Origin of the sequence: Kocuria sp. NPDC057446 (assembly GCF_042802875.1) — a bacterium.
Classification (GTDB): domain Bacteria; phylum Actinomycetota; class Actinomycetes; order Actinomycetales; family Micrococcaceae; genus Kocuria.
On record NZ_JBHVDI010000051.1, the window covers coordinates 1 to 20,501 of the forward strand.

Annotated in this window: 20 protein-coding genes; 1 reads left to right on the forward strand and 19 read right to left on the reverse strand. The window is 73.9% G+C overall.

Annotation, left to right across the window (positions count from 1 at the left end; all coding sequences use genetic code 11):
- Positions 1-32: 32 nt before the first annotated feature.
- The 19 genes from ACFU0Y_RS08330 to dacB all read right to left on the reverse strand — a co-directional run bounded on the left by ACFU0Y_RS08330 (position 33) and on the right by dacB (position 19,766).
- Entirely contained in the window at positions 33-2,597 is a 2,565-nt protein-coding gene (locus ACFU0Y_RS08330) for an ATP-dependent Clp protease ATP-binding subunit (RefSeq protein ID WP_380214007.1), read from the reverse strand.
- Positions 2,598-2,898: 301 nt separating this feature from the next.
- Positions 2,899-3,231 (reverse strand): Lsr2 family protein, encoded by a 333-nt coding sequence (locus ACFU0Y_RS08335; RefSeq protein ID WP_380214008.1) that lies wholly within the window; start codon positions 3,229-3,231, stop codon positions 2,899-2,901.
- A gap of 277 nt (positions 3,232-3,508) precedes the next feature.
- On the reverse strand, positions 3,509-3,718 hold the full coding sequence (locus ACFU0Y_RS08340) for a hypothetical protein (protein ID WP_380214009.1): 210 nt from the start codon (positions 3,716-3,718) through the stop codon (positions 3,509-3,511).
- A 75-nt stretch (positions 3,719-3,793) separates the two neighbouring features.
- The gene (gene lysS / locus ACFU0Y_RS08345) at positions 3,794-5,317 is read right to left on the reverse strand and encodes a lysine--tRNA ligase (protein WP_380214010.1); all 1,524 of its coding nucleotides are present in this window, start codon (positions 5,315-5,317) and stop codon (positions 3,794-3,796) included.
- A 44-nt stretch (positions 5,318-5,361) separates the two neighbouring features.
- Positions 5,362-6,228, reverse strand: a complete 867-nt coding sequence (gene panC, locus ACFU0Y_RS08350) for a pantoate--beta-alanine ligase (RefSeq protein WP_380214011.1) — start codon at positions 6,226-6,228, stop codon at positions 5,362-5,364.
- Positions 6,225-7,172 (reverse strand): Rossmann-like and DUF2520 domain-containing protein, encoded by a 948-nt coding sequence (locus ACFU0Y_RS08355; RefSeq protein WP_380214012.1) that lies wholly within the window; start codon positions 7,170-7,172, stop codon positions 6,225-6,227. Before ACFU0Y_RS08355 ends, panC begins: the two co-directional genes overlap by 4 nt.
- Positions 7,169-8,695: a PH domain-containing protein gene (locus ACFU0Y_RS08360; RefSeq protein ID WP_380214013.1), complete on the reverse strand. Its 1,527-nt coding sequence runs from the start codon at positions 8,693-8,695 to the stop codon at positions 7,169-7,171. Before ACFU0Y_RS08360 ends, ACFU0Y_RS08355 begins: the two co-directional genes overlap by 4 nt.
- Entirely contained in the window at positions 8,692-9,204 is a 513-nt protein-coding gene (locus ACFU0Y_RS08365; protein ID WP_380214026.1) for a PH domain-containing protein, read from the reverse strand. Before ACFU0Y_RS08365 ends, ACFU0Y_RS08360 begins: the two co-directional genes overlap by 4 nt.
- Before the next feature lie 10 nt (positions 9,205-9,214).
- Positions 9,215-9,784, reverse strand: coding sequence for a DUF3180 family protein (locus ACFU0Y_RS08370; RefSeq protein WP_380214014.1), 570 nt, complete (start codon positions 9,782-9,784; stop codon positions 9,215-9,217).
- A 12-nt stretch (positions 9,785-9,796) separates the two neighbouring features.
- Positions 9,797-10,327: a 2-amino-4-hydroxy-6-hydroxymethyldihydropteridine diphosphokinase gene (folK, locus tag ACFU0Y_RS08375; protein ID WP_380214015.1), complete on the reverse strand. Its 531-nt coding sequence runs from the start codon at positions 10,325-10,327 to the stop codon at positions 9,797-9,799.
- A 1-nt stretch (position 10,328) separates the two neighbouring features.
- A complete protein-coding gene (gene folB, locus ACFU0Y_RS08380) occupies positions 10,329-10,790 on the reverse strand; it encodes a dihydroneopterin aldolase (RefSeq protein WP_380214016.1) in 462 nt (153 codons plus the stop codon).
- Positions 10,787-11,734: a dihydropteroate synthase gene (folP, locus tag ACFU0Y_RS08385; RefSeq protein WP_380214017.1), complete on the reverse strand. Its 948-nt coding sequence runs from the start codon at positions 11,732-11,734 to the stop codon at positions 10,787-10,789. The genes folB and folP overlap by 4 nt, the downstream gene beginning before the upstream one ends.
- A 4-nt stretch (positions 11,735-11,738) precedes the next feature.
- A complete protein-coding gene (gene folE / locus ACFU0Y_RS08390; RefSeq protein WP_380214018.1) occupies positions 11,739-12,494 on the reverse strand; it encodes a GTP cyclohydrolase I FolE in 756 nt (251 codons plus the stop codon).
- A 12-nt stretch (positions 12,495-12,506) separates the two neighbouring features.
- Positions 12,507-14,627 carry an ATP-dependent zinc metalloprotease FtsH gene (ftsH, locus tag ACFU0Y_RS08395; protein ID WP_380214019.1) on the reverse strand — a complete coding sequence of 707 codons (2,121 nt, stop codon included), beginning with the start codon at positions 14,625-14,627 and terminating at the stop codon, positions 12,507-12,509.
- A 192-nt stretch (positions 14,628-14,819) separates the two neighbouring features.
- Positions 14,820-15,371 (reverse strand): hypoxanthine phosphoribosyltransferase, encoded by a 552-nt coding sequence (gene hpt, locus ACFU0Y_RS08400; RefSeq protein ID WP_380214020.1) that lies wholly within the window; start codon positions 15,369-15,371, stop codon positions 14,820-14,822.
- Positions 15,361-16,476, reverse strand: coding sequence for a tRNA lysidine(34) synthetase TilS (gene tilS, locus ACFU0Y_RS08405; protein WP_380214021.1), 1,116 nt, complete (start codon positions 16,474-16,476; stop codon positions 15,361-15,363). Before tilS ends, hpt begins: the two co-directional genes overlap by 11 nt.
- Positions 16,473-16,952, reverse strand: coding sequence for a DNA-binding protein (locus tag ACFU0Y_RS08410; RefSeq protein WP_380214022.1), 480 nt, complete (start codon positions 16,950-16,952; stop codon positions 16,473-16,475). The genes tilS and ACFU0Y_RS08410 overlap by 4 nt, the downstream gene beginning before the upstream one ends.
- Before the next feature lie 126 nt (positions 16,953-17,078).
- The gene (locus ACFU0Y_RS08415) at positions 17,079-18,260 is read right to left on the reverse strand and encodes a zinc-dependent metalloprotease (protein ID WP_380214023.1); all 1,182 of its coding nucleotides are present in this window, start codon (positions 18,258-18,260) and stop codon (positions 17,079-17,081) included.
- 45 nt (positions 18,261-18,305) lie between these two features.
- On the reverse strand, positions 18,306-19,766 hold the full coding sequence (gene dacB, locus ACFU0Y_RS08420; RefSeq protein ID WP_380214024.1) for a D-alanyl-D-alanine carboxypeptidase/D-alanyl-D-alanine-endopeptidase: 1,461 nt from the start codon (positions 19,764-19,766) through the stop codon (positions 18,306-18,308).
- Between the two features lie 169 nt (positions 19,767-19,935).
- On the opposite strand from dacB, the gene ACFU0Y_RS08425 reads away from it, so the two are divergent.
- The gene (locus tag ACFU0Y_RS08425) at positions 19,936-20,463 is read left to right on the forward strand and encodes an inorganic diphosphatase (RefSeq protein ID WP_380214025.1); all 528 of its coding nucleotides are present in this window, start codon (positions 19,936-19,938) and stop codon (positions 20,461-20,463) included.
- Positions 20,464-20,501: the final 38 nt, after the last annotated feature.

Consider the following 20,501-nt stretch of genomic DNA (forward strand, 5'->3'; position numbering starts at 1 on the left):
GTGCGCGGCGGGCCCCTCGGGACGGACGCGGATCAGCCCTCGGACCGGTTCTCCCCGTCGCCGCGGGCGACGTCGACGTCCTCGAGGCCACCCATCGGGTCGACCATGCCGTCGCCGGTGAGATCGGACATCGGGGTGGAGGAGAAGACCAGCTTCTCCGCGTCGCCCTCCCCCTCGGCGTCCACGAAGATCTTCTCCCCGGTGCTGATCTCCCCGAAGAGGATTTTCTCGGAGAGCTGGTCCTCGATCTCCCGCTGGATGGTGCGGCGCAGCGGGCGGGCGCCCATGGACGGGTCGTAGCCCCTGCGGCTGACCCACCGCTTCGCCGCGTCGGAGAGCTCGATCGACATCCCCTGGTCCCGCAGCCGCTCCTGGAGCCGGGCCACGAACAGGTCCACGATCTGCACGATCTCGGTCTCGGTCAGCTGCGGGAAGACGATGATCTCGTCCACGCGGTTGAGGAACTCGGGCCGGAAGTGCTCCTTGAGCTCGTCCTGGACCTTCGCCTGCATCCGCTCGTAGTTCGACGCGGGGTCCACGCCGGTCTGGAAGCCGACGGGGACGGCCCGGGAGATGTCCTTGGTGCCCAGGTTCGTGGTCATGATGATCACGGTGTTCTTGAAGTCCACCACCCGGCCCTGCGAGTCGGTCAGGCGACCGTCCTCGAGGATCTGCAGCAGCGAGTTGAACAGGTCCTGGTGCGCCTTCTCGACCTCGTCGAAGAGCACCACCGAGAACGGCTTGCGGCGCACCTTCTCCGTGAGCTGGCCGCCCTCCTCGTAGCCCACGTAGCCCGGAGGGGCACCGAAGAGCCGGGAGACGGTGTGCTTCTCCTGGTACTCGGACATGTCCAGGGTGATGAGGGCGTCCTCGTCCCCGAACAGGAACTCCGCCAGCGCCTTCGCGAGCTCGGTCTTGCCCACGCCCGTGGGCCCGGCGAAGATGAACGACCCGCCCGGGCGCTTGGGGTCCTTGAGGCCCGCGCGGGTGCGGCGCATCGACCGGGAGAGCGCCTTGATGGCGTCGTCCTGGCCGATGATGCGCTTGTGCAGCTCGTCCTCCATGTGCAGGAGACGACCCGTCTCCTCCTCGGTGAGCTTGTACACGGGCACGCCGGTGGAGGCGGAGAGCACGTCGGAGATGACCTCCGGGGTCACCTCGGCGAGCTCGTCGCCGCCGTCCCGCCAGGCACGGTCCTTGTCGTCCCGCTCGGCGATGAGCTTCTGCTCCGTGTCGCGCAGCGAGGCGGCCTTCTCGTAGTCCTGGCCGTCGATCGCGGCCTCCTTGAGCCGCTTCACCTCGACGATGCGGTCGTCGAGCTCCTTGATCTCCGGCGGGGCCGTCATCCGCTTGATGCGCAGGCGCGCGCCGGCCTCATCGATCAGGTCGATCGCCTTGTCCGGCAGGAACCGGTCGGAGATGTAGCGGGCGCCGAGGTGCACCGCCGCCTCGAGGGCGTCGTCCGAGATGGACACGCGGTGGTGCGCCTCGTACTTGTCCCGCAGGCCCTTGAGGATCTCCACGGCGTGCGCCTCGGAGGGCTCGTCCACCTGGATCGGCTGGAAACGGCGCTCGAGGGCGGCGTCCTTCTCGATGTGCTTGCGGTACTCGTCGAGGGTCGTGGCGCCGATCGTCTGCAGCTCACCCCGGGCCAGCATGGGCTTGAGGATCGACGCGGCGTCGATCGCGCCCTCGGCCGCGCCGGCGCCCACGAGGGTGTGGATCTCGTCGATGAACAGGATGATGTCCCCGCGGGTGCGGATCTCCTTGAGCACCTTCTTGAGCCGCTCCTCGAAGTCGCCGCGGTAGCGGGAGCCGGCCACGAGGGACCCGAGGTCCAGGGTGTAGAGGTGCTTGTCCTTGAGGGTCTCGGGGACGTCCCCGCGCACGATCTGCTGCGCCAGGCCCTCGACGACGGCGGTCTTGCCGACGCCGGGCTCACCGATCAGCACCGGGTTGTTCTTGGTGCGGCGGGAGAGGATCTGCATCACGCGCTCCATCTCCTTGAACCGCCCGATGACCGGGTCCAGCTTGCCCTCGCGGGCGGCCGCGGTGAGGTTGCGGCCGAACTGGTCCAGCACCGCCGAGCCCGCGGGCGTGCCCTCGGACTGCCCGGCCGAGCGGACGCCGGCGCCCTCCTTCTCGGGGGTGCCCCCGCCCTGGTACCCGGAGATCAGCTCCAGCACGGTGGAGCGCACCTTCTGGGGCTCCGCGCCGAGCTTGGTCAGCACCTGCGCCGCCACGCCCTCGCCGGCGCGGATGATGCCCAGCAGGATGTGCTCGGTGCCGATGTAGTTGTGCCCCAGCTGCAGGGCCTCGCGCAGCGAGAGCTCGAGGACCTTCTTGGCCCGGGGCGTGAACGGGATGTGCCCGGACGGGGCCTGCTGGCCCGGCCCGATGATGTCCTGGACCTGCTCCCGGGCGCCGGTGAGGGTGATGCCCATCGAGTCGAGCGCCTTCGCGGCCACTCCCTCGCCCTCGTGGATCAGCCCGAGCAGCAGGTGCTCGGTGCCGATGTAGTTGTGGTTGAGCATCCTGGCCTCTTCCTGGGCCAGCACCACGACCCGGCGGGCGCGGTCGGTGAAGCGTTCGAACATGGATACTCCTCAGTCGATGTCTGCACCCGATGCTACGCACCCGCGGGGTCGATCGGGGGGCTGTTCGCCACCGGCGAGAAGACCGGCGGGGCGCGGCCCGGAGGACCCCGGCGGAGTCGTACGGCAATTGCGGCGCCCCACCCCCGCGGCGGCAAAGGCGCAGGTCATCAAAAGAATGCCCGGGGAATTACGCCCGCAACGGGCCCGGCGCCATTAGTGGTGCACCCGGCGGCCGGAAAAGGAAAGGAGGGACCGGTGGACCGGTCCCTCCTTCACCACGCCGAGCGCGGCGCGCCCGCTGTTATTTGTGGGCGTCGTAGTACGCCTTCTGCACGTCCTGGTGAATACGGCCGCGGTCCGAGACCGGCATGCCGTTCTCGCGGGCCCACTGCCGGATGGCGGCGGTGTCCGGGTTGGACTTGCCGGTGGGCCGGGCCTGCTTGGGCGTCTGCTTGCCCTGCTGGGCGCGCCGGGCCTTGGCGATGAACGGCCGCACGGCGTCGCGCAGCTTGGCGGCGTTCTCCTCGGAGAGGTCGATCTCGTACTGCGCACCGTCGAGGCCGAAGCGCACGGTCTCCTCCGCGGGCCCGCCGTCGAGGTCGTCCTCGAGAATGATCTGCACGGTCTGTGCCATAACTGTGAATCTCCTCCGCCTCTCGGCGCTCGTCCTCCCACGGACGCACCCGAATCGGTGCGTCGTGCAGTGCTGCTGATTCCCCCGTGTCGTTCCGGATGATCCGGACCAGGAATTCCGGTGAACTCTGCAGGATCCGCGATCCCGGCGTCGTCGAGTTTATCCTACAATTCCCCGGACCGAATTCAACAGCACGAAAGGGCGGACAAACAGCCGGCGAATTCGAATTCGCCGGATAAGCCGGGGCGAGTGAGCCGGGACGAGCGGGAGCGGTGGGTCAGCGCGACGGGCCGCGGCGCGGCGACCGGCCGAACGGCAGGTCCTCGCCGTCGCGCCGCTTGAGCTCCTCGTACCAGCGCTCGGCGTCCTCCTGCGAGCGGGACTCCACGGCGCGCTCCGTGCGGTCGCCGCGGAAGATCCAGCGGAGGATGAACCAGAAGATGATGCCGATGCTGATCGAGGGCAGCAGGACAGCGATGTATTCCATGGGTGTGATTCTCCCGGGGAGTTCTGGGCGGTGGCTGGGGACGGCGGAGGGCCGCGGCACGGCCGCGGCCCCGGCTCAGTCCTGCTCCGGCTTCATCAGGGGGAACAGGATGGTCTCGCGGATCCCCAGGTCGGTGAAGAGCATGATGAGCCGGTCCAGGCCCAGTCCCAGCCCGCCCATCGGCGGGGCACCGTGCTCGAGGGCGCGCAGGAAGTCCTCGTCCAGCCGCATGGCCTCGTCGTCGCCGGCCGCGGCCCGGTGGGACTGCTCGGTGAGCCGCTCGCGCTGGACCACGGGGTCGATCAGCTCGGAGAAGGCCGTGCCCCGCTCCATCCCCCCGATGATCAGGTCCCACGCCTCGATCAGGCCGTGCTCGGAGCGGTGCTGCCGGGCGAGCGGCTGCGCCGACGGCGGGTAGTCGCACACGAAGGTCGGCTGGAGCAGGGTCGGCTCCACGATCTCGCCGAACAGCTCGAGCACGTACTTCTCCGCGTCCCACATCGGGCCGACGGGCACCTCGTGCTCCTCGGCGATCCGGTGCAGGGTCTCGACCGGTGTGTCCGGGGTGATGCGCTGCCCCACGGCCTCGGACAGGGCCGGGTAGACGGACAGCCAGCGCCACTCCCCGCGCAGGTCGATCGTGCCCCGCTCCGTCTCGACGGTGTCGACGCCCAGGGCGTCGGCGCACGCGAGGATGATCTCCTTGATCCGCTCGGCCATCGTGAACTGGTCGGCGTAGGCCTCGTAGGCCTCCAGGGTGGTGAACTCGGGGCTGTGCGAGGAGTCGACGCCCTCGTTGCGGAAGACCCGGCCGATCTCGAAGACCCGCTCGATCCCGCCGACCACGGCCCGCTTGAGGTAGAGCTCCGTGGCGATGCGCAGGGTCATGTCCTGGTCGAACGCGTTGAGGTGGGTCTCGAACGGCCGGGCGGTGGCGCCGCCGTGCACGAGCTGCAGGATCGGGGTCTCGATCTCCACGTAGCCGCGGTCGACCAGGACGCTGCGCACCGTCTGGATGATCCGGGCCCGCTTCACGACGACGTCGCGGGCCTCGGGCCGGACCATGAGGTCGAGGTAGCGCCGGCGCACCCGGGTCTCCTCGTTGAGCTCGTTGTGCAGCGTGGGCAGGGGACGGATCGCCTTGGACGCCATGGACCAGGCGTCCGCCATCACCGAGAGCTCGCCGCGGCGGGAGGCGATCACCTCGCCGTGCACGGCCACGAAGTCGCCGAGGTCCACGAGGGACTTCCACTCCCCCAGGGACTCCTCGCCCACCACGGCCCGGGAGAGCATGACCTGCAGGCGGGTGCCGTCGCCCTCCTGGAGGGTCGCGAAGCACAGCTTGCCGGTGTTGCGCACGAAGACCACGCGGCCGGCCACGCCCACGAACCGTCCCGTCTCCTCGCCCGGCTCGAGGTGCCCGTGGGCCTCCCGCACCTCGGCGAGGGTGTGGGTGCGCTCCACGCCCACCGGGTAGGCCTCCCGGCCCGACTCGAGGAGCCGGGCGCGCTTGGCGAGCCGGAACTGCATCTGGTCCGAGAGCTCGGCCTGCTCGGCCTCGTCCTGGGCGGTCGGGGAGGTGTTCTGCGCGTTGGTCACAATTGTCCAGGATAACGGGGAGGGTCAAATCCCGGCCGGGGAGCTCAGAGCACGAGGTTGTCGATCAGCCGGGTGCCGCCCACGTGGGCGGCCACGAGGGCGAGGGCGCCGGGGCCCGGCTCGACCGGGGCCAGGGTGCGGGGGTCGACGACGACGAGGTAGTCCAGCCGGACTCCGTCCTCGGCGTCGATCCGCCGCCGGGCGTCCTCCGGTCCGAGCTGACCGGCGGCGAGCGCCCCCAGGGTGCGCGGGAGCACGAGCGCGGACCGGCGCTGTGCGGCGTCGAGGTAGCGGTTGCGGGAGGACAGGGCCAGTCCGTCGTCGTCGCGCACGATGGGCACGGGCCGCACGGTGACGGGCAGGTCGAAGTCGGCGACCATCCGGCGCACGAGGAGCAGCTGCTGGGCGTCCTTCTCCCCGAAGTACGCGCGGAACGCCGCGGGCGCGGGCGGGGCGGCGATGTTGAGGAGCTTGTTGACCACGGTCAGGGCGCCGTCGAAGTGGCCGGGGCGGCTCGCGCCGTCGAGCACGGCGCCCAGCCGGCCCGAGGTGACGCGCACGAGGGGCTCCCCGTCGGGGTACATCTCGGCGACCGAGGGGGCGAACACGAGGTCGGCCCCGAACCGGGCCAGCAGCCCGACGTCCGCCTCGAGGGTGCGCGGATAGCGCTCGAGGTCCTCGTCCGGGCCGAACTGCAGCGGGTTGACGAAGACCGAGACCGCGACCACGGTGTTCTCCTGCCGGGCGAGGCGCACCAGGTGGCCGTGTCCCTCGTGCAGGGCCCCCATGGTGGGCACGAGGCCCAGCGACGCCGGCACCCGTTCCGGCGCCGCGGCCAGCCGGTCGGCGAGGGCGGTCCGGAACTCCTCGATCCCCCGGCAGACCCGGGGAGCGGTGGGGGGCGTGCTCACGGGGTGTCCTCGCCGCCGGGTCCGCCGGCGCCGTCCGTGCCGTGGGTGAGCTCGAGGGCGGCGAGCACGGCGTCGTAGCGCGGCCGGTCGAGCAGACCGCGGTCCAGGGCGCGACGGGCGGTGACGCGGGCGAGGTCCAGGTACGCCAGGAGGACGTCGTCGCCGCCGTGGCCGTGGGCGTACTCGTCGAGGGCGTCGCGGTGGGCCGCCACGGTGCCGGCGTCGCCCCGGGCCACGGGTCCGGTGAGCGCAGACTCCCCCGCGGCCAGGGCGTTGTCCAGGCTCGCCCGCAGCAGCGGCCCGACCATGCGGTCGGGCTGGTCCACCCCAATGTCCCGCAGCACCTGCATGGACTGCCCGGCCACGGTCATCAGGTGGTTGGCGCCGTGGGCGAGGGCCGCGTGGTAGAGCGGGCGGTCGGCCTCGGCGACCACCACGGGCTCGGCGCCCATCTCGACCACCAGCGCCTGGGCGATGGGCAGCACGGGGGCCGGGGCGGTGATCCCGAACGAACACTCGCTCAGCCGGGCCAGGTCGAGGCTCATGCCCGTGAAGGTCATGGCCGGGTGGACCGCGAGCGGGATCGCCCCGAGCCGGCGGGCCGGGTCCAGGACGCCGGTGCCCCAGCGGCCCGCGGTGTGCACCACGAGCTGACCGGCCTGCCACAGCCCGGCGTCGGCCAGGCCCTGCACGAGCCCGGGCAGCTCGTCGTCGGGCACCGCGAGCAGCACGAGCTCGGCGCGCTCGAGCACGGCCGGGACGTCGAGGACCGGCACTCCGGGCAGGAGGGCCTCGGCCCGGTCCCGGCTGGCCTCGGAGACGGCGTTGGCGCCCACGACGGCGTGGCCGGCGGCGCGCAGGGCGGCGGCCAGGACGGCGCCCACCTTCCCGGCGCTGACGACCCCGACCCCGAGGCGTCCCGGGCGGTCGGACGGGTGGGTCATACTCGCTCCTGCCGGGGGGTCTGGGGGTGGCTCGGGCCGTCGGCCAGTCTACGGGCCCCGGCCGCGTGCACCGCCTGGGCGGCGGCCAGCGCCCGGGCGTCCGCGGCGTCGAGGTGCGGGACCGCCACGGCCACGGGACCCGGGGTGGAGTGCAGGTGGACGTCGGCGAGCCGCAGGGCCCGCTCGAGCGGGCCCTGGCTGACGGCCACCGACTGGGTCTTCTCGTGGGGCAGCACGGCGGTGCGCCGGCTCAGCCGCCCGGAGCGGACCGCGAGGACGTCGCCGGTCGCGGCGTAGCCGGTCCGGCGGTGCACGAGGGGGTCGAGCCACCGGGCCCGGCGCGGGGAGGTGGTGAAGCGGCCCTGCGCGCCCAGACCGTGCAGGCCCTCCCGGAGCAGCGCCGCGAGGTCCCCGTCCCGGGCACCGGGCAGCGCGAGGTGCAGGACCTGGTGCACCTGGGGCAGGGTGCCGACGGGCAGCAGGGTGGAGCGCATGGCGTCGCCCTCCCCCGCCGCGGGACCGTAGCCGGCCACGTTGACCCGCACCCGGTACCAGCCGAAGGGCCGCCACAGCAGCGGCTGGTCCACGCCCACCGCCTGGACCCGTCCCGTCGGCACGGTCTGGGAGCGCACGCCGAACAGGCCGTAGCGCACGCGCACGCCCTCCGGCACGCGCAGCAGCCGGAAGGACCAGCCCTGCTCGACCCGGCGGTAGGCGACGGCCCCGAAGCTGATCAGCCCGGGCAGCCAGGCCGCGAGCATCGCGGGCCCGGTGCGGGAATCGGCGAGCAGGGCGACCGGCGCGGCGACCAGCAGCACGGTCAGGGCGACGGCGGAGCCGGAGGCGAGCACGGAGCCGATCAGCCGCGGCACCGGCACCCCGAGCACCGGCCGCTCCTGGTCCCCGGTGACGGCCCAGGGCGCCGGGCGCCGCACGGGCGCACCGGGCGTCCCGGGGGCCGCCGGGACGGACGGGCCCGGCGCCCGGCCGGCCAGGCCGAGCCGTCCCAGCAGCTCCCCGCGCAGCACGCGGGCCTGGGGGTGGGTGAGGTAGGACAGGGAGACCGCGGACTGCCCCGCGTCGGCCACCTCGAACGTCAGCTCGGCCAGCCCCAGCAGCCGGGGCAGGAACGGGCGGTGGATGTCGATGGCCTGCACCCGGTCCAGCCGGGCCTGGCGCTCCTTCCGGAAGAGCACCCCGGAGCGGATCCGCACGTGCTCCGGGGTCACCTGGTACCGGGTGAACCACCACGAGACCAGCACGGCCGCCGCGAAGACGAGCAGCACGGCCAGCACGAGCCCGGCCAGCACCCACCAGAAGGGGGCGCCCATCCGGGCGGGGTCGAAGTCCTGGGGCCGCCCGGCGTCCCCGCGGCCGAGGAAGGCGTTGAGGAAGTCGTCGAGGAGGATGTTGACGATCGCGCCCGCGATCACGAGCATCGCGAGCCAGCCCTTGACCACCGGGGTCAGCGGGTGGACACGGTGCCACTGCGGAGCCGCCGCCGGGGCGGGTCCAGCGCTCACAGGCCCGCCAGGAGGGCTTCGCCGCGCGCGGTGAGCCGCTCCCGGAGCCGGGAGGCCTCGGCGTGCGCCACCCCGGGGATCTCGGCGTGGCTGCCCACGGCCGCGGTGTGCAGCTTCACGGTGGCCAGCCCGAAGCTGCGCTGCAGCGGGGAGACCGAGACGTCCACGTACTGCATCCGCCCGTAGGGGATGACCGTGACCCGCTGGTAGAGCAGACCGCGCCGCACGAGCAGGTCCTCGCCGCGCTCGGCGTAGCCGATGGCCCGGACCCGCCGCGGGGCCAGGAGCACCGAGAGCAGGCCGGCCGCCAGGACGGCCGCGGGCGGCAGCACCAGCAGCCCCAGGGGCGCGCCGGGCCAGACGCCCGTGACCGCCAGCACCGCGGGCCAGCCCAGGGCGGCGAGCCAGAACAGGGTGGACAGGAGGGTGGAGAGCACCACCACGGTGACGTGCCGCGGCGAGACCCGGGTCCAGTCCAGGCCCTCGGGATCGATCGCGGGGTTGCTCAGGGGCACCCGGTCACCGGGCGTCCCGGCCACGGGGCCGCCGACGGTCTCGTGGGCGGATCTCTCGGGCATAACCACCTTCTCCCTCGGGGAGCTCCTTCTGCCGTCCCCTACGGTACTCGGCGCCCTCCTCCGCGTCGGGATCGTCCGGCGGCAGCTTGCAGAAGCCCTCCACGACCCAGCCCACCACGACGAGCACGAGCCCGGCCCCGGCGTGCACCAGGCTGGCCCAGAGCGGGCCCTGGTCGGAGCGCACGGACACGAGGGCGAGCTGCTCGACGGCGACGGCGGCGTGCCAGCCGGTGAGCATCGCCCCCGCCCAGGCCACCGCCTGCGCGCCGGCGGCGGTCCGGGCCGCGACCAGCGGGTCGAAGCGCTCCGGGCGCGCCCCGTCCTGGTGGCGCTTGACCCGCACGCCCAGCACCACGAGCGCGACGGCCACGGCCGCGAGGGCCGCGAGCGAGGCCCAGGGGAGGATCAGCAGCGGCCCACCGGCCCCCGTGGACAGCCGGTTGGCGGTCCAGCCGACGGCGCCGGCGGCGGCGGCGCACATCAGCAGCGCCGGGACCGTGAGCACGTGCACGGCGGCTCCTCCTCAGTCCCGGTCCCCGCCGGGGGCGGGGTCCTCGGCCAGCAGCGGGAACGTGTCCGGGCCCAGGCCGCCGAGGTCGCCCGCCCGGCGGGCGAGCTCCACGACACCGCGGCCGTCGAGCGTGGCGCCGGGGTCCATGAGGGCCCAGGGCACGAGCACGAACGCGCGGGTGCCCGCGCGCGGGTGCGGCACGGTGAGCTCCGGCTCGTCCAGGTGCAGGTCGCCGTAGACGACGATGTCGACGTCGAGGGTGCGCGGCCCCCAGCGCTGGGTGCGGGTCCGGTGGTGGCGCTCCTCGACCTCCTGGCACGCCCGGAGCAGCGCGAACGGGCTCAGCTCGGTCTCCACCTCGACGACGGCGTTGAGGTAGTCCCCCTGGCCGGCGGGCCCGCCGACCGGCCGGGAGCGCACGACGGGCGACGCGCGGGTCAGCGTGATCCGCGGGTGCGCGGCGAGCTCCAGGGCGGCGCGGCGCAGGGTGGTCTCCCGGTCGCCGAGGTTGGCGCCGAGGGCGAGGACGGCCCGGGTGCCCATCTCAGCGCTCCCGGTAGATCGTGACGGACACGTCGGAGAACGTGACCTCGATGGGCGCCTTGGGCTTGTGCACGGTGACTTCGACGGCGTCGAGCGGGAAGCGCTCGAGCAGCCGCCGGGCCACCTGGTCGGCGAGGGTCTCGAGCAGGTTCACGCTGGGGCCGATGACGATGTCCCGGACCTCCTCGGCGACCTCGCCGTAGTGGGCGGTCAGGGCGACGTCGTCCGTGGCCCCGGCCGCGGCCAGGTCCAGGTACATGACCAGGTCCACGAAGAAGGGCTGACCGCTGCGCTTCTCCTGGTCGAAGACCCCGTGGTAGCCGACCGCACCGATGCCCAGGAGGTTGATCCGGTCCCGGCGGTCGGGCGAGCGGGTGGTGGACACCGGGACGTGCTGGCGGCCCGCCCGGTCCCCGGCGCGCATGCGGGCGGCGTCCGCGTCCTCGCGCGGCACCCGGTTCACCGGTCCGCCCCGGAGGCCGCCGCCGGCAGGACGCCGGCGTCCGCGCCGGGTCGCAGCACGGCGGGCTCCACGCCGCACCAGGCGTGCGCGGCGGCCACGGCGTCGGCGCTCGGGCGCACGGCGTGGACGCGCACGCACCACGCGCCCGCGGCGGCGGACAGGGCGCTGACCGCCGCGGTCGCCGCGTCCCGCCCGGCCGGCGGGCGCGGGGCGCCGTCCTGCTCGAGCAGGGCCCCGAGGAAGCGCTTGCGGGACGCCGCCACGAGCACTTTGTGGCCGGTGGCCGTGAAGCGCGGCAGGGCCCGGAGCAGCTCCCAGTTCTGCGCCCCGCGCTTGTCGAAGCCCAGCCCGGGGTCCAGGATCAGCTTCCCCGGGTCCAGGCCGGCGGCCAGGCAGCGCCCCGTCAGGGTCTCGAGCTCGCCGAGCACCTCCCCGGCGACGTCGTCGTAGACGGCCCGGGAGTCCTGGACGTCGGGCAGGCCCCGGGCGTGCATGAGCACGTAGGGCACCTGCCGCTCGGCGACCAGGTCGATCATGTCCGGGGTCGCGCCCAGCCCCGAGACGTCGTTGACGATGTGCGCCCCGGCGTCCAGGACGGCCTCGGCGGTCCCGGCGTGCATCGTGTCGACGCTGAGCACCGCTCCCGCGGCGGCGAGGGCCTCGACCACGGGCAGGATCCGGCGCCGCTCCTCGGCGGGGGCGATCCGCTCGGAGCCGGGCCGCGTGGACTCGCCCCCGACGTCCACGATGTCGGCGCCCTCGGCGAGCAGGCGCAGCCCGTGCGCGATCGCGGCCTCGTGCCCGGCGTGCTCGCCGCCGTCGCTGAAGGAGTCGGGGGTGACGTTGACGATGCCCATGACCAGGGTGCGGCCGGCGGGCAGGTCCTCGAAGGAGCCCCAGCCGGTGGGCGGGGGTGCGGGGTCGGTGCGCGGGGAGGTCGTCACGTGCTCAGCGTCCCAGGATGAGGCTCATCGCCTCGGCGCGGGTGGCGGGCTCGCGCAGCTGGCCGCGCACGGCCGAGGTGACGGTCTTCGCGCCCGGCTTGCGCACCCCGCGCATGGACATGCACAGGTGCTCGCACTCGACCACGACGATCACCCCGGCCGGGGCGAGGTGCTCCACGATCGCCTCCACCACCTGGGTGGTGAGCCGCTCCTGCACCTGGGGCCGGCGGGCGAAGAGGTCCACGAGGCGGGCGAGCTTGCTCAGACCGGTGACCATCCCGTCGTGGCCGGGGATGTAGCCCACGTGGGCGTGGCCGTGGAACGGGACGAGGTGGTGCTCGCAGGTCGAGTAGAAGGGGATGTCCTTGACGAGGACCATCTCGGAGTGGCCGATGTCGAACGTCGTCCCGAGGATCTCGGCGGGGTCCTGGTGCAGGCCCGCGAACATCTCGGCGTACGCCCGCGCCACGCGCCCGGGAGTGCCCTGCAGGCCGTCCCGGTCGGGGTCCTCCCCGATCGCCAGCAGCATCTCCCGCACGGCGGCCGCGACGCGCGCCTGGTCGACGGCTCCGGCGCCGGCCTCCAGCTCGGGGGCGGGGTCGGGGTACGGCGGCGCGAACGCCTCCGCGCGCGCGTCGTGCGCGCTCGTGTGCTTCGTGCGGGCCTCGTGGGGCAACGCGCCCTCCTTCGGGATCTGCCGGTTCGGCCGGGTCTGCCGGGCGGAACGGGACTCGGCGGACGCGACCGGCTGTCGCTCCATCCTAGGCGGGACTCAGACCCCGCCGGCCCCCGGGGTGGTGCTCGGGGCGGACTCCGCGGCGCTCGGGGCGCCCGGCCCCTCCCCCGGCGGCACCGAGTGCCCGCGCTCGGGGACCTCGAGGGGGTGCTCCGGCTTCGCCGCGGCCGCCTGGTCCTGCGGGGCCAGGGTCGCAGGGTCCTGGGCGTGCAGCCGCCGGGCCTCCTCGCGCTCGGCCTGCGTGACCACGGGCGGGTCCTCGGAGAGGGGCCGGGTGTCCTTGGACAGCCACACGGGGCGCAGGTCCCGCTTGCGGATGTCGTGGAAGATGTCCGCGATCTGCGCCTCGTTGAGCGTCTCCTTCTCGAGCAGCTCCAGGGCGAGCCGGTCGAGGACGGGCCGGTTGTCCATCAGGATCGCGTGCGCCTCGTCGTGGGCCTGGTCGAGCAGGGCCCGCACCTCCTCGTCCACGATCGCGGCGGTGCGCTCGGAGTACTCGCGGCCCGACCCGGCGGCGTCCCGGCCGAGGAACGGCTCGGAGCTGTCCCCGCCCAGCTTGATCGAGCCGACCCGGGCGCTCATGCCGTACTGGGTGACCATCTTGCGGGCCGTGTCGGTCGCCTTCTGGATGTCGTTGGAGGCCCCGGTGGAGGGGTCGCGGAACACGATCTCCTCCGCCGCGCGCCCGCCCATGGCGTAGGCCATCTGGTCGAGCAGCTCGTTGCGGGTGGTCGAGTACTTGTCGTCCATGGGCATGACCATGGTGTAGCCCAGGGCCCGGCCGCGGGGCAGGATCGTGATCTTCGTGACCGGGTCCGTGTTGCGCAGGGCGGCGGCCACGAGCGCGTGCCCGCCCTCGTGGTAGGCGGTGACCTTGCGCTCGAGCTCCTTCATGATCCGGCTGCGCTTCTGCGGACCGGCGATGACCCGGTCGATCGCCTCGTCCACGGCCCGGTCGTCGATCAGCTGGGCGTGGGAGCGAGCGGTCAGCAGCGCGGCCTCGTTCATCACGTTGGCGAGCTCCGCGCCCGTGAAGCCGGGGGTGCGCTTGGCCACCGCGGCGAGGTCCACGTTGTCCGCGAGCGGCTTGCCCTGCGAGTGCACCCGCAGGATCTGCAGGCGGCCCTTCATGTCGGGGGCCTCCACGCCGATCTGGCGGTCGAAGCGGCCGGGGCGCAGCAGCGCCGGGTCGAGGACGTCGGGCCGGTTGGTCGCGGCGATGAGGATGACGTTGGTCGTGGCGTCGAAGCCGTCCATCTCGACGAGGAGCTGGTTGAGGGTCTGCTCGCGCTCGTCGTTGCCGCCGCCCATGCCCGCGCCGCGCTGGCGGCCCACGGCGTCGATCTCGTCCACGAAGATGATGGCCGGCGCGTTCTCCTTGGCCTGCTGGAACAGGTCGCGGACCCGCGAGGCGCCCACGCCCACGAACATCTCCACGAAGTCCGAGCCGGAGATGGAGAAGAAGGGCACCCCGGCCTCGCCGGCCACCGCCCGCGCGAGCAGGGTCTTGCCGGTGCCGGGCGGGCCGTAGAGCAGCACGCCCTTGGGCACCTTGGCGCCGAGGGCGGTGAAGCGGTCCCGCTCCACGAGGAACTGCTTGATCTCGTCGAGCTCCTGCACGGCCTCGTCCGCGCCGGCCACGTCCGCGAAGGTCACCGTGGGGTTGTCCTTGTCGAACATCTTGGCCCGGGAGCGGCCGAAGCGCATGACCTGGGACCCGCCGCCCTGCATCCGGGAGAACACGAACCAAAAGATGGCCAGGATGATCAGGAACGGCAGCATGAAGCCGAGCAGGCTCGTGAACCAGTTCGACTCGACCGGCTGGTCCGTGAAGCCCTCGAGGTCGGCCGCGTTCATCGCGTCGACGACCTCTTCCCCGCGCGGGGTGACGTAGTAGAACTCCACGCTGCGCCCGAGGTCCCGGCCGTCCAGGGAGAGGTCCTCCTCCAGCTGGAGCTCGACCTTCTGCTGCCCGTCGTAGATCTTCGCCTCCGAGACCTGGCCCTCGCGCAGCAGCTGCAGCCCCACGTTGGTGTCCACGCGCCCGGAGGAGCCCGTGGTGAGCGTGCCCACCAGGGGGAAGAGGATCAGAGCGGCCAGCAGGACCCAGAACCAGGGACCTCTGAAGAAGTTGTTGGGTTTTTTCGCCGTGGCCAAGCCGCTGATCCTCCCGTGGATGGTTGTCCGGGCCCCCTCGGGCCCGTGCCCACCCAGGGCCGGAGGTCCAGGGGACGCAGACCTACAATGTACAGCCCGGCGTCGGGGTCCTGCCCCGCACGGGCCGGGAGTTCCCTGTCAGCGGACATCCCCTCCGGGGAACCCCCGGCGCACACCCGCGGGGGCGCCGGCTCACTCGTAGACGTGGGGCGCCAGGGTCGCGATGCAGTCGAGGTTGCGGTACTTCTCGGCGTAGTCGAGCCCGTAGCCCACCACGAACTCGTTGGGGATGTCCCAGCCCACGTACTTGACGTCGATGGAGGTCTTCGCGGCCTCCGGCTTGCGCAGCAGGGCGCAGATCTCCACCGAGGCCGTGCCGCGGGACTCCAGGTTGGCGCGCAGCCAGGACAGGGTCAGGCCCGAGTCGATGATGTCCTCGACGATGAGCACGTCCCGCCCGGTGAGGTCCGTGTCGAGGTCCTTGAGGATGCGGACCACGCCCGAGGACTTGGTCCCGGAGCCGTAGGAGGACACGGCCATCCAGTCCATGGGGTACTGGCCCTGGAGCGCCCGGCACAGGTCGGCCATGACCATCACCGCGCCCTTAAGCACGCCCACGAGCAGGACGTCCCGGCCCCGGTAGTCGGCGTCCACGGCGGCCGCCAGCTCGGCGATCCTCGTGTCGATCTCTTCCTTGGTGTAGAGGACCTCGGTGAGATCCCCCCGGACGTCCTCAGCCTTCACGGCGCTCCTCGGGTGATGCGGATGCGGGTCGGGTGGCGCCGGCGGGCCCCGGGCGGACGAGCTCCAGGTGCCCGGGGCCACGGGTGCCCGCCGTCGGGCGGCGGCGCCACACCGACACCTTACCCGCCATCTGCACGGGCCCCGCGGCGCCGTGCCCCGCGGCGAACTCGTCCAGCGCGCCGAGCCGCTCGTAGGCCGGGGTCTGTCCGCCGGCGGCGACCACGGCCGCCGACAGGACCCGGCGGCGCAGGGCGGGGTGCGCCGCCCGCACGGTGGCGAGGTCGAGGGCCAGGGAGCCGGGCAGCTCCGGGGCGGCGGCGCGGGCCCGCTCGAGCAGGTCCGCCGCCGCGCCCTCGAGGTAGTCCGCATCCGGGCCGAGGATGGCCGCGGAGCGGGCGAGGGCCCGGGCCAGACCGGGGCCGAGCTCGTCCTCGAGCAGCGGGAGCACGCGGTGGCGGACCCGGGAGCGCATCAGCGTGGTGTCCCGGTTCGTGGGGTCGTGCCACGGCACGAGCTGCTCGGCGGCGCAGATCTGCAGGGTCTGCGCGCGCGAGAGGTCCAGGAACGGGCGGAGGTAGATGACGCCGTCGAGCTCGCGCACGGGCGGCATGCCGGCCAGGGAGCGGGTGCCGGAGCCGCGGGCGAGACCCAGCAGGACGGACTCCGCCTGGTCGTCGAGGGTGTGCCCGAGCAGCACGGCGTCGGCGCCCGTGCGCCGCACGACCTCCGCGATGCCCGCGTAGCGGGCGGTGCGGGCCGCCATCTCCGGGCCGCCCGCGTCCCGGCGCACGGTCACGGCGGTGACGACGACGGGTGAGAGCCCGGTCCGCTCGAGCGTGCGGGCGGCGTTCGCCGCGACCGCCGCGGAGTCCGCCTGCAGTCCGTGGTCGACCACCACGGCGCCCACGCGCAGCCTGCCGCGCCGGGCGAAGTGGGCCGCGACGGCGGCCAGTGCGAGGGAGTCGGGCCCGCCGCTGCAGGCGACCAGCACGAACGGGGGTTCCGTGGAGGACCGGGGGACGTGCTGCCGGACGGACCCGAGCACGCGCCGCCGCCCCGCCGCGACGTCCGGGGACAGCCGGCCGCGGCGGGCGAACTGGGTCACCGGCGGGCGTCCTCGCGGTCGCTCGCGGCCTGCTGGTTCTGCGACTCCCGCACGGCCAGGCGCACGACCTTGGCGAGGGTCGGCGCGGTCTCCCCGAGCAGGTCCAGGGCGGCCTCGAGCTCCGGCCGCGGGACCACGTGGGCGAGAGCCGCCACGGCGTTGGTCTCGCTGTGGATGCCGGCCTGGATCTGCGTGGTGGACAGCACCGGCTGCGAGGCCTCGACCGCGGCGAGGGTCTCCTCGATGTCCGGGGTGCCGATGCGCTGCTCCAGCATCACCAGGCGCTCGTAGACCGCCGGGTTGCCGATCTTGATCCGGCGGCCGCTGTTGAGCTGCGACAGCATGGGGGCGGAGAGGCCGAGGACCTCGGCCAGTCGCCGCTGCGTGATGCCGTAGGCCTGGACGACCGTGCCGAAGCGCTCCGACAGGGGCTGGCCGTACAGCTTGACCTGCTGTTCGATATTCTCTGTGCTCACGTAAAGATTTTGTCACACAAAGGTGATCCGGCCTATCGCGTGTCGCGCTGTGAACGAGGCCGGCGGACCGGGGGGCCTCGCCCCTAGTGTCTATGAATCTGCATGTCAAACGGGGGTGCGTGGTGTCTACCACATTCCGGGCGTCTTCGGGGCGGGAGCGGCCGGGCGGGCCGGTGCGTCCGGGCCCAGGACCCGCTCGATCCACCGCGCGGGGGCGTGGATCTCGGCCTCCGTGGGCAGGTGCTCCGGGGCCTCCCAGATGCGGTTGAACGACTCCAGGCCCACGGTCCCCACCACGGTCGAGACGAACCGCTGGCCGTCGCTGTACTGGCGCATCTTCGCGTCCATCCCGAGCAGGCGCCGGACGAAGCGGTCGAGGGTGCCCTGCAGCTCGGAGCGCCGCTCGAAGCGCCGCCGGATCGTCTTCACGGTGGGCACCACGGAGGCGTCCACCCCGTCCATCACGAAGTTCGCGTGCCCCTCGAGCAGGCTCATCACGGCGGTGAGGTGCGAGAGCACCTCCCGCTCGCGCCGTCCCATGAGCAGGCCCACCACGCCGAGGGAGGCCTTGGGCTCGTCCGCGCCGGCGCCCCTCCCGGGCAGGGCGCGGACCGCTTCGGTGAGCCGCGCCCCCAGGGTCTCGGCGTGGCCCATCAGGGAGTCGGCGAGCTCGTCGATCTGCTCGATCATGTGCTCGCGCAGCCACGGGGCCGCGGCGAACTGCACGCGGTGGGTCTGCTCGTGTAGGCAGACCCACAGCCGGAAGTCCTCGGGCTCGACGTTGAGCTCCCGCTCGACCGTGAGGATGTTGGGGGCGACGAGCATCAGCCGCCCGCCGGGGTGCCGCTGCGCGGCCACGGCGGAGACCAGCCCGGCGTACGGGTCGTACTGACCGAGGACCTTGGCGGAGAGGAAGCCGAGCACCGCGGCCATCTCCATGGCGGTGGCCGTGCCGCCGAGCGCGGTGGCGGCCGTGCCGAACTGCTCGGGGCGGCGCCGGCGCAGGGCCTCGACCGCCGGCGCCATGAGCACCTCGAAGGCCTGGGCGTTGGCCTTCGACCACCCGGCACGGTCCACGACCAGCACGGTGGAGTCCCGGAGGTCGCGCGCGGCCTCGAGGCCGGTGATCCGGTGCACGTGGTCCACCGACGCCTCGGCGTGGCGGCGCATGGAGGCCACCGCGGCCTGCATGGCCCGGGCGGACATCTTCGGCCCCGGCGGGGTGAGCCGGGCGGCGGCGGAGGCGGCGAGGTCCCACCGGACGATCCCGGGCGCCTCCGTCTCCGGCGGTCGTTGTGCTGCGCTCATGGCCTCATGCAACCACACGCTCCTGGGAGCCCCCGGCGCGTGCCGTCACAGTCGGGCCAGGCCCGCCACCGCCCGGTCCACGGCGTCCCGGGCCGCGGCCGGGTCGGAGACGTCGTTGAGCACCACGGAGAAGGTCAGCAGCCGCCCGCCGTCGGTGGTGACGTGGCCGCTGAGGGACACCACGGAGTTCAGCGTGCCCGTCTTCGCCCGCGCCAGGCCCCGCCCGGGGCGCTCGGCGTCGTCGTCGAACCGGTCGGCGAGGGTCCCGCTGCCGCCGGCCACCGGGAGCGCCCGGGCACCCGGTGTCAGCGCTCCCGTGGGGTCGGTGACCATCACCCGCACGACCCGCTCGAGCGCGCGGGCGGTGATCCTGTTGTGCAGCGACATCCCCGAGGCGTCGGAGAGCTCGACGCCGGACGCGCCGACGCCGTGCGCCTCGAGCGCCGCCGTCGCGGCCGCACGGCCGCCGGTGATGCTCGCGGGGCGGTCCGCGGCGCGGGCGGCCAGCCGGGCGAGCACCTCCGCGAGGTGGTTGTCCGACTCCTGCAGCATGAGCTCGGCCTGCTCGGCGAGCGTCGCGGACTCGACGGCGGCCAGCTCGGCCGCGCCCCCGGGCGCCCGGCCGGGCAGGACCGCGGGGGCGGGCACGGAGTCCCCCTCCGCGGCGAGGCGCCCCGCGAGCTCGGCCGCGAAGACCTCGGCGACGCCCTGCGCCGCGTCCGCGGGGCGCCCGGGCGACGGCCCGTCCCCCGCGGGCGCGCGGTGGGACCCGAACGCCATGGGCGCGACCGGGCCGATCTGCCCCGCCGCGACGTCCTCCGCGGCCCAGTCGGCATTGACGGCCGGGCCGGGGAACAGGCTCGCGTCCCACCGCACCCCGGTGGGCGCGGGCGCCCCGCGCTCGGCGAGCGCCTCGGCCGTGGCCTCCGCGAGGGTCCGGATGCCGGCGCGGCCCAGGACGGCGTCCGGATCGGACTCCCCCGGGGCCAGCAGGGTGTCCCCGCCGGCCACCAGCACCACCGTGCCGGGCTCCTCGCCCTGGACCACCGTGGTGCGCAGCCGCTCCCGGGGATCGGCGTGGGTGAGCAGGGACAGCGCGGTGACGAGCTTCTGGTTGGAGGCCGGCACGAGGAGCGCGTCCGGGTCCTGCTCGAGCAGCGGCGTCCCGGTGAGGGCGTCGGCCACCAGCACGGAGCGCCGCCCGGCGGGAGCGCCGGCGAGTTCGGTCCCCACGGCCGCGGCCACCTCTCCGGGCCCGGGCACGGGGGCCGCCGGATCGGGGGGCGCGGCCCCGGCGGGGGCCGGCGGCACGGCGGGCAGGACGCGGGCCGCCGGGAGGTCGTCGCCGCCCAGGCCCAGCGCGGGGCCCCAGTGCGGGTGCAGCCAGCCCGCCACGCCCACGCAGCCGGCCGCGAGCAGCGCCGTCAGGGCGCGGTGGCCGCGACCCCCCCGGGCCCGCGGCCGCCGCCGCCCGGCGGGGGGACTGTGGCCTCGGGGACTGCGCATGCCCCCATTGTGGCCCCGCCCCGGTCCCGCGGCGGTTACCGCCGCCCGTGGGGCCGCCGCTATCGTGGGTGTCGGATCTGCCCCACCCCGCCCGGGTGGTGCGGCCGCGCCCGGCCGCTGTCAGCCCGTCCCGGCCCTTCCGGGCCCACCCAGCACGAGGAGAAGCACCATGGAGTTGGACGTCACCATCGAGATCCCCCGCGGATCGCGCGTCAAGTACGAGATCGACCACGAGACCGGCCGCCTCCGCCTGGACCGCGTCCTGTTCACGTCGATGCAGTACCCCGCGCACTACGGCTACTTCGAGGACAGCCTGGGCGAGGACGGCGACCCCCTGGACGCCCTCGTGCTCCTGGACTTCGAGATCGTCCCGGGCGTGCTCGTGGAGTCGCGCCCCATCGCCGTGTTCAACATGAACGACGAGGCCGGCGGGGACGCGAAGATCCTCTGCGTGTCCACGGACAAGCGCTACGACCACATCCAGGGCCTCGACGACATCGACGAGTTCAAGCTCAAGGAGATCCAGCACTTCTTCGAGCGCTACAAGGACCTCGAGCCCAACAAGTGGGTCAAGGGCGAGGGCTGGGAGGGCCGGGAGACCGCCGAGCGGCTCGTCGAGGAGGCGCGCGAGCGCTTCGAGCAGTCCCACTACGACTCGGCCGCCGAGGCCGAGGAGAAGGCCGCGTCCACCGACTGAGCGGACGGGGACGACGGCAGGGGCCGGGGACCGTGCGG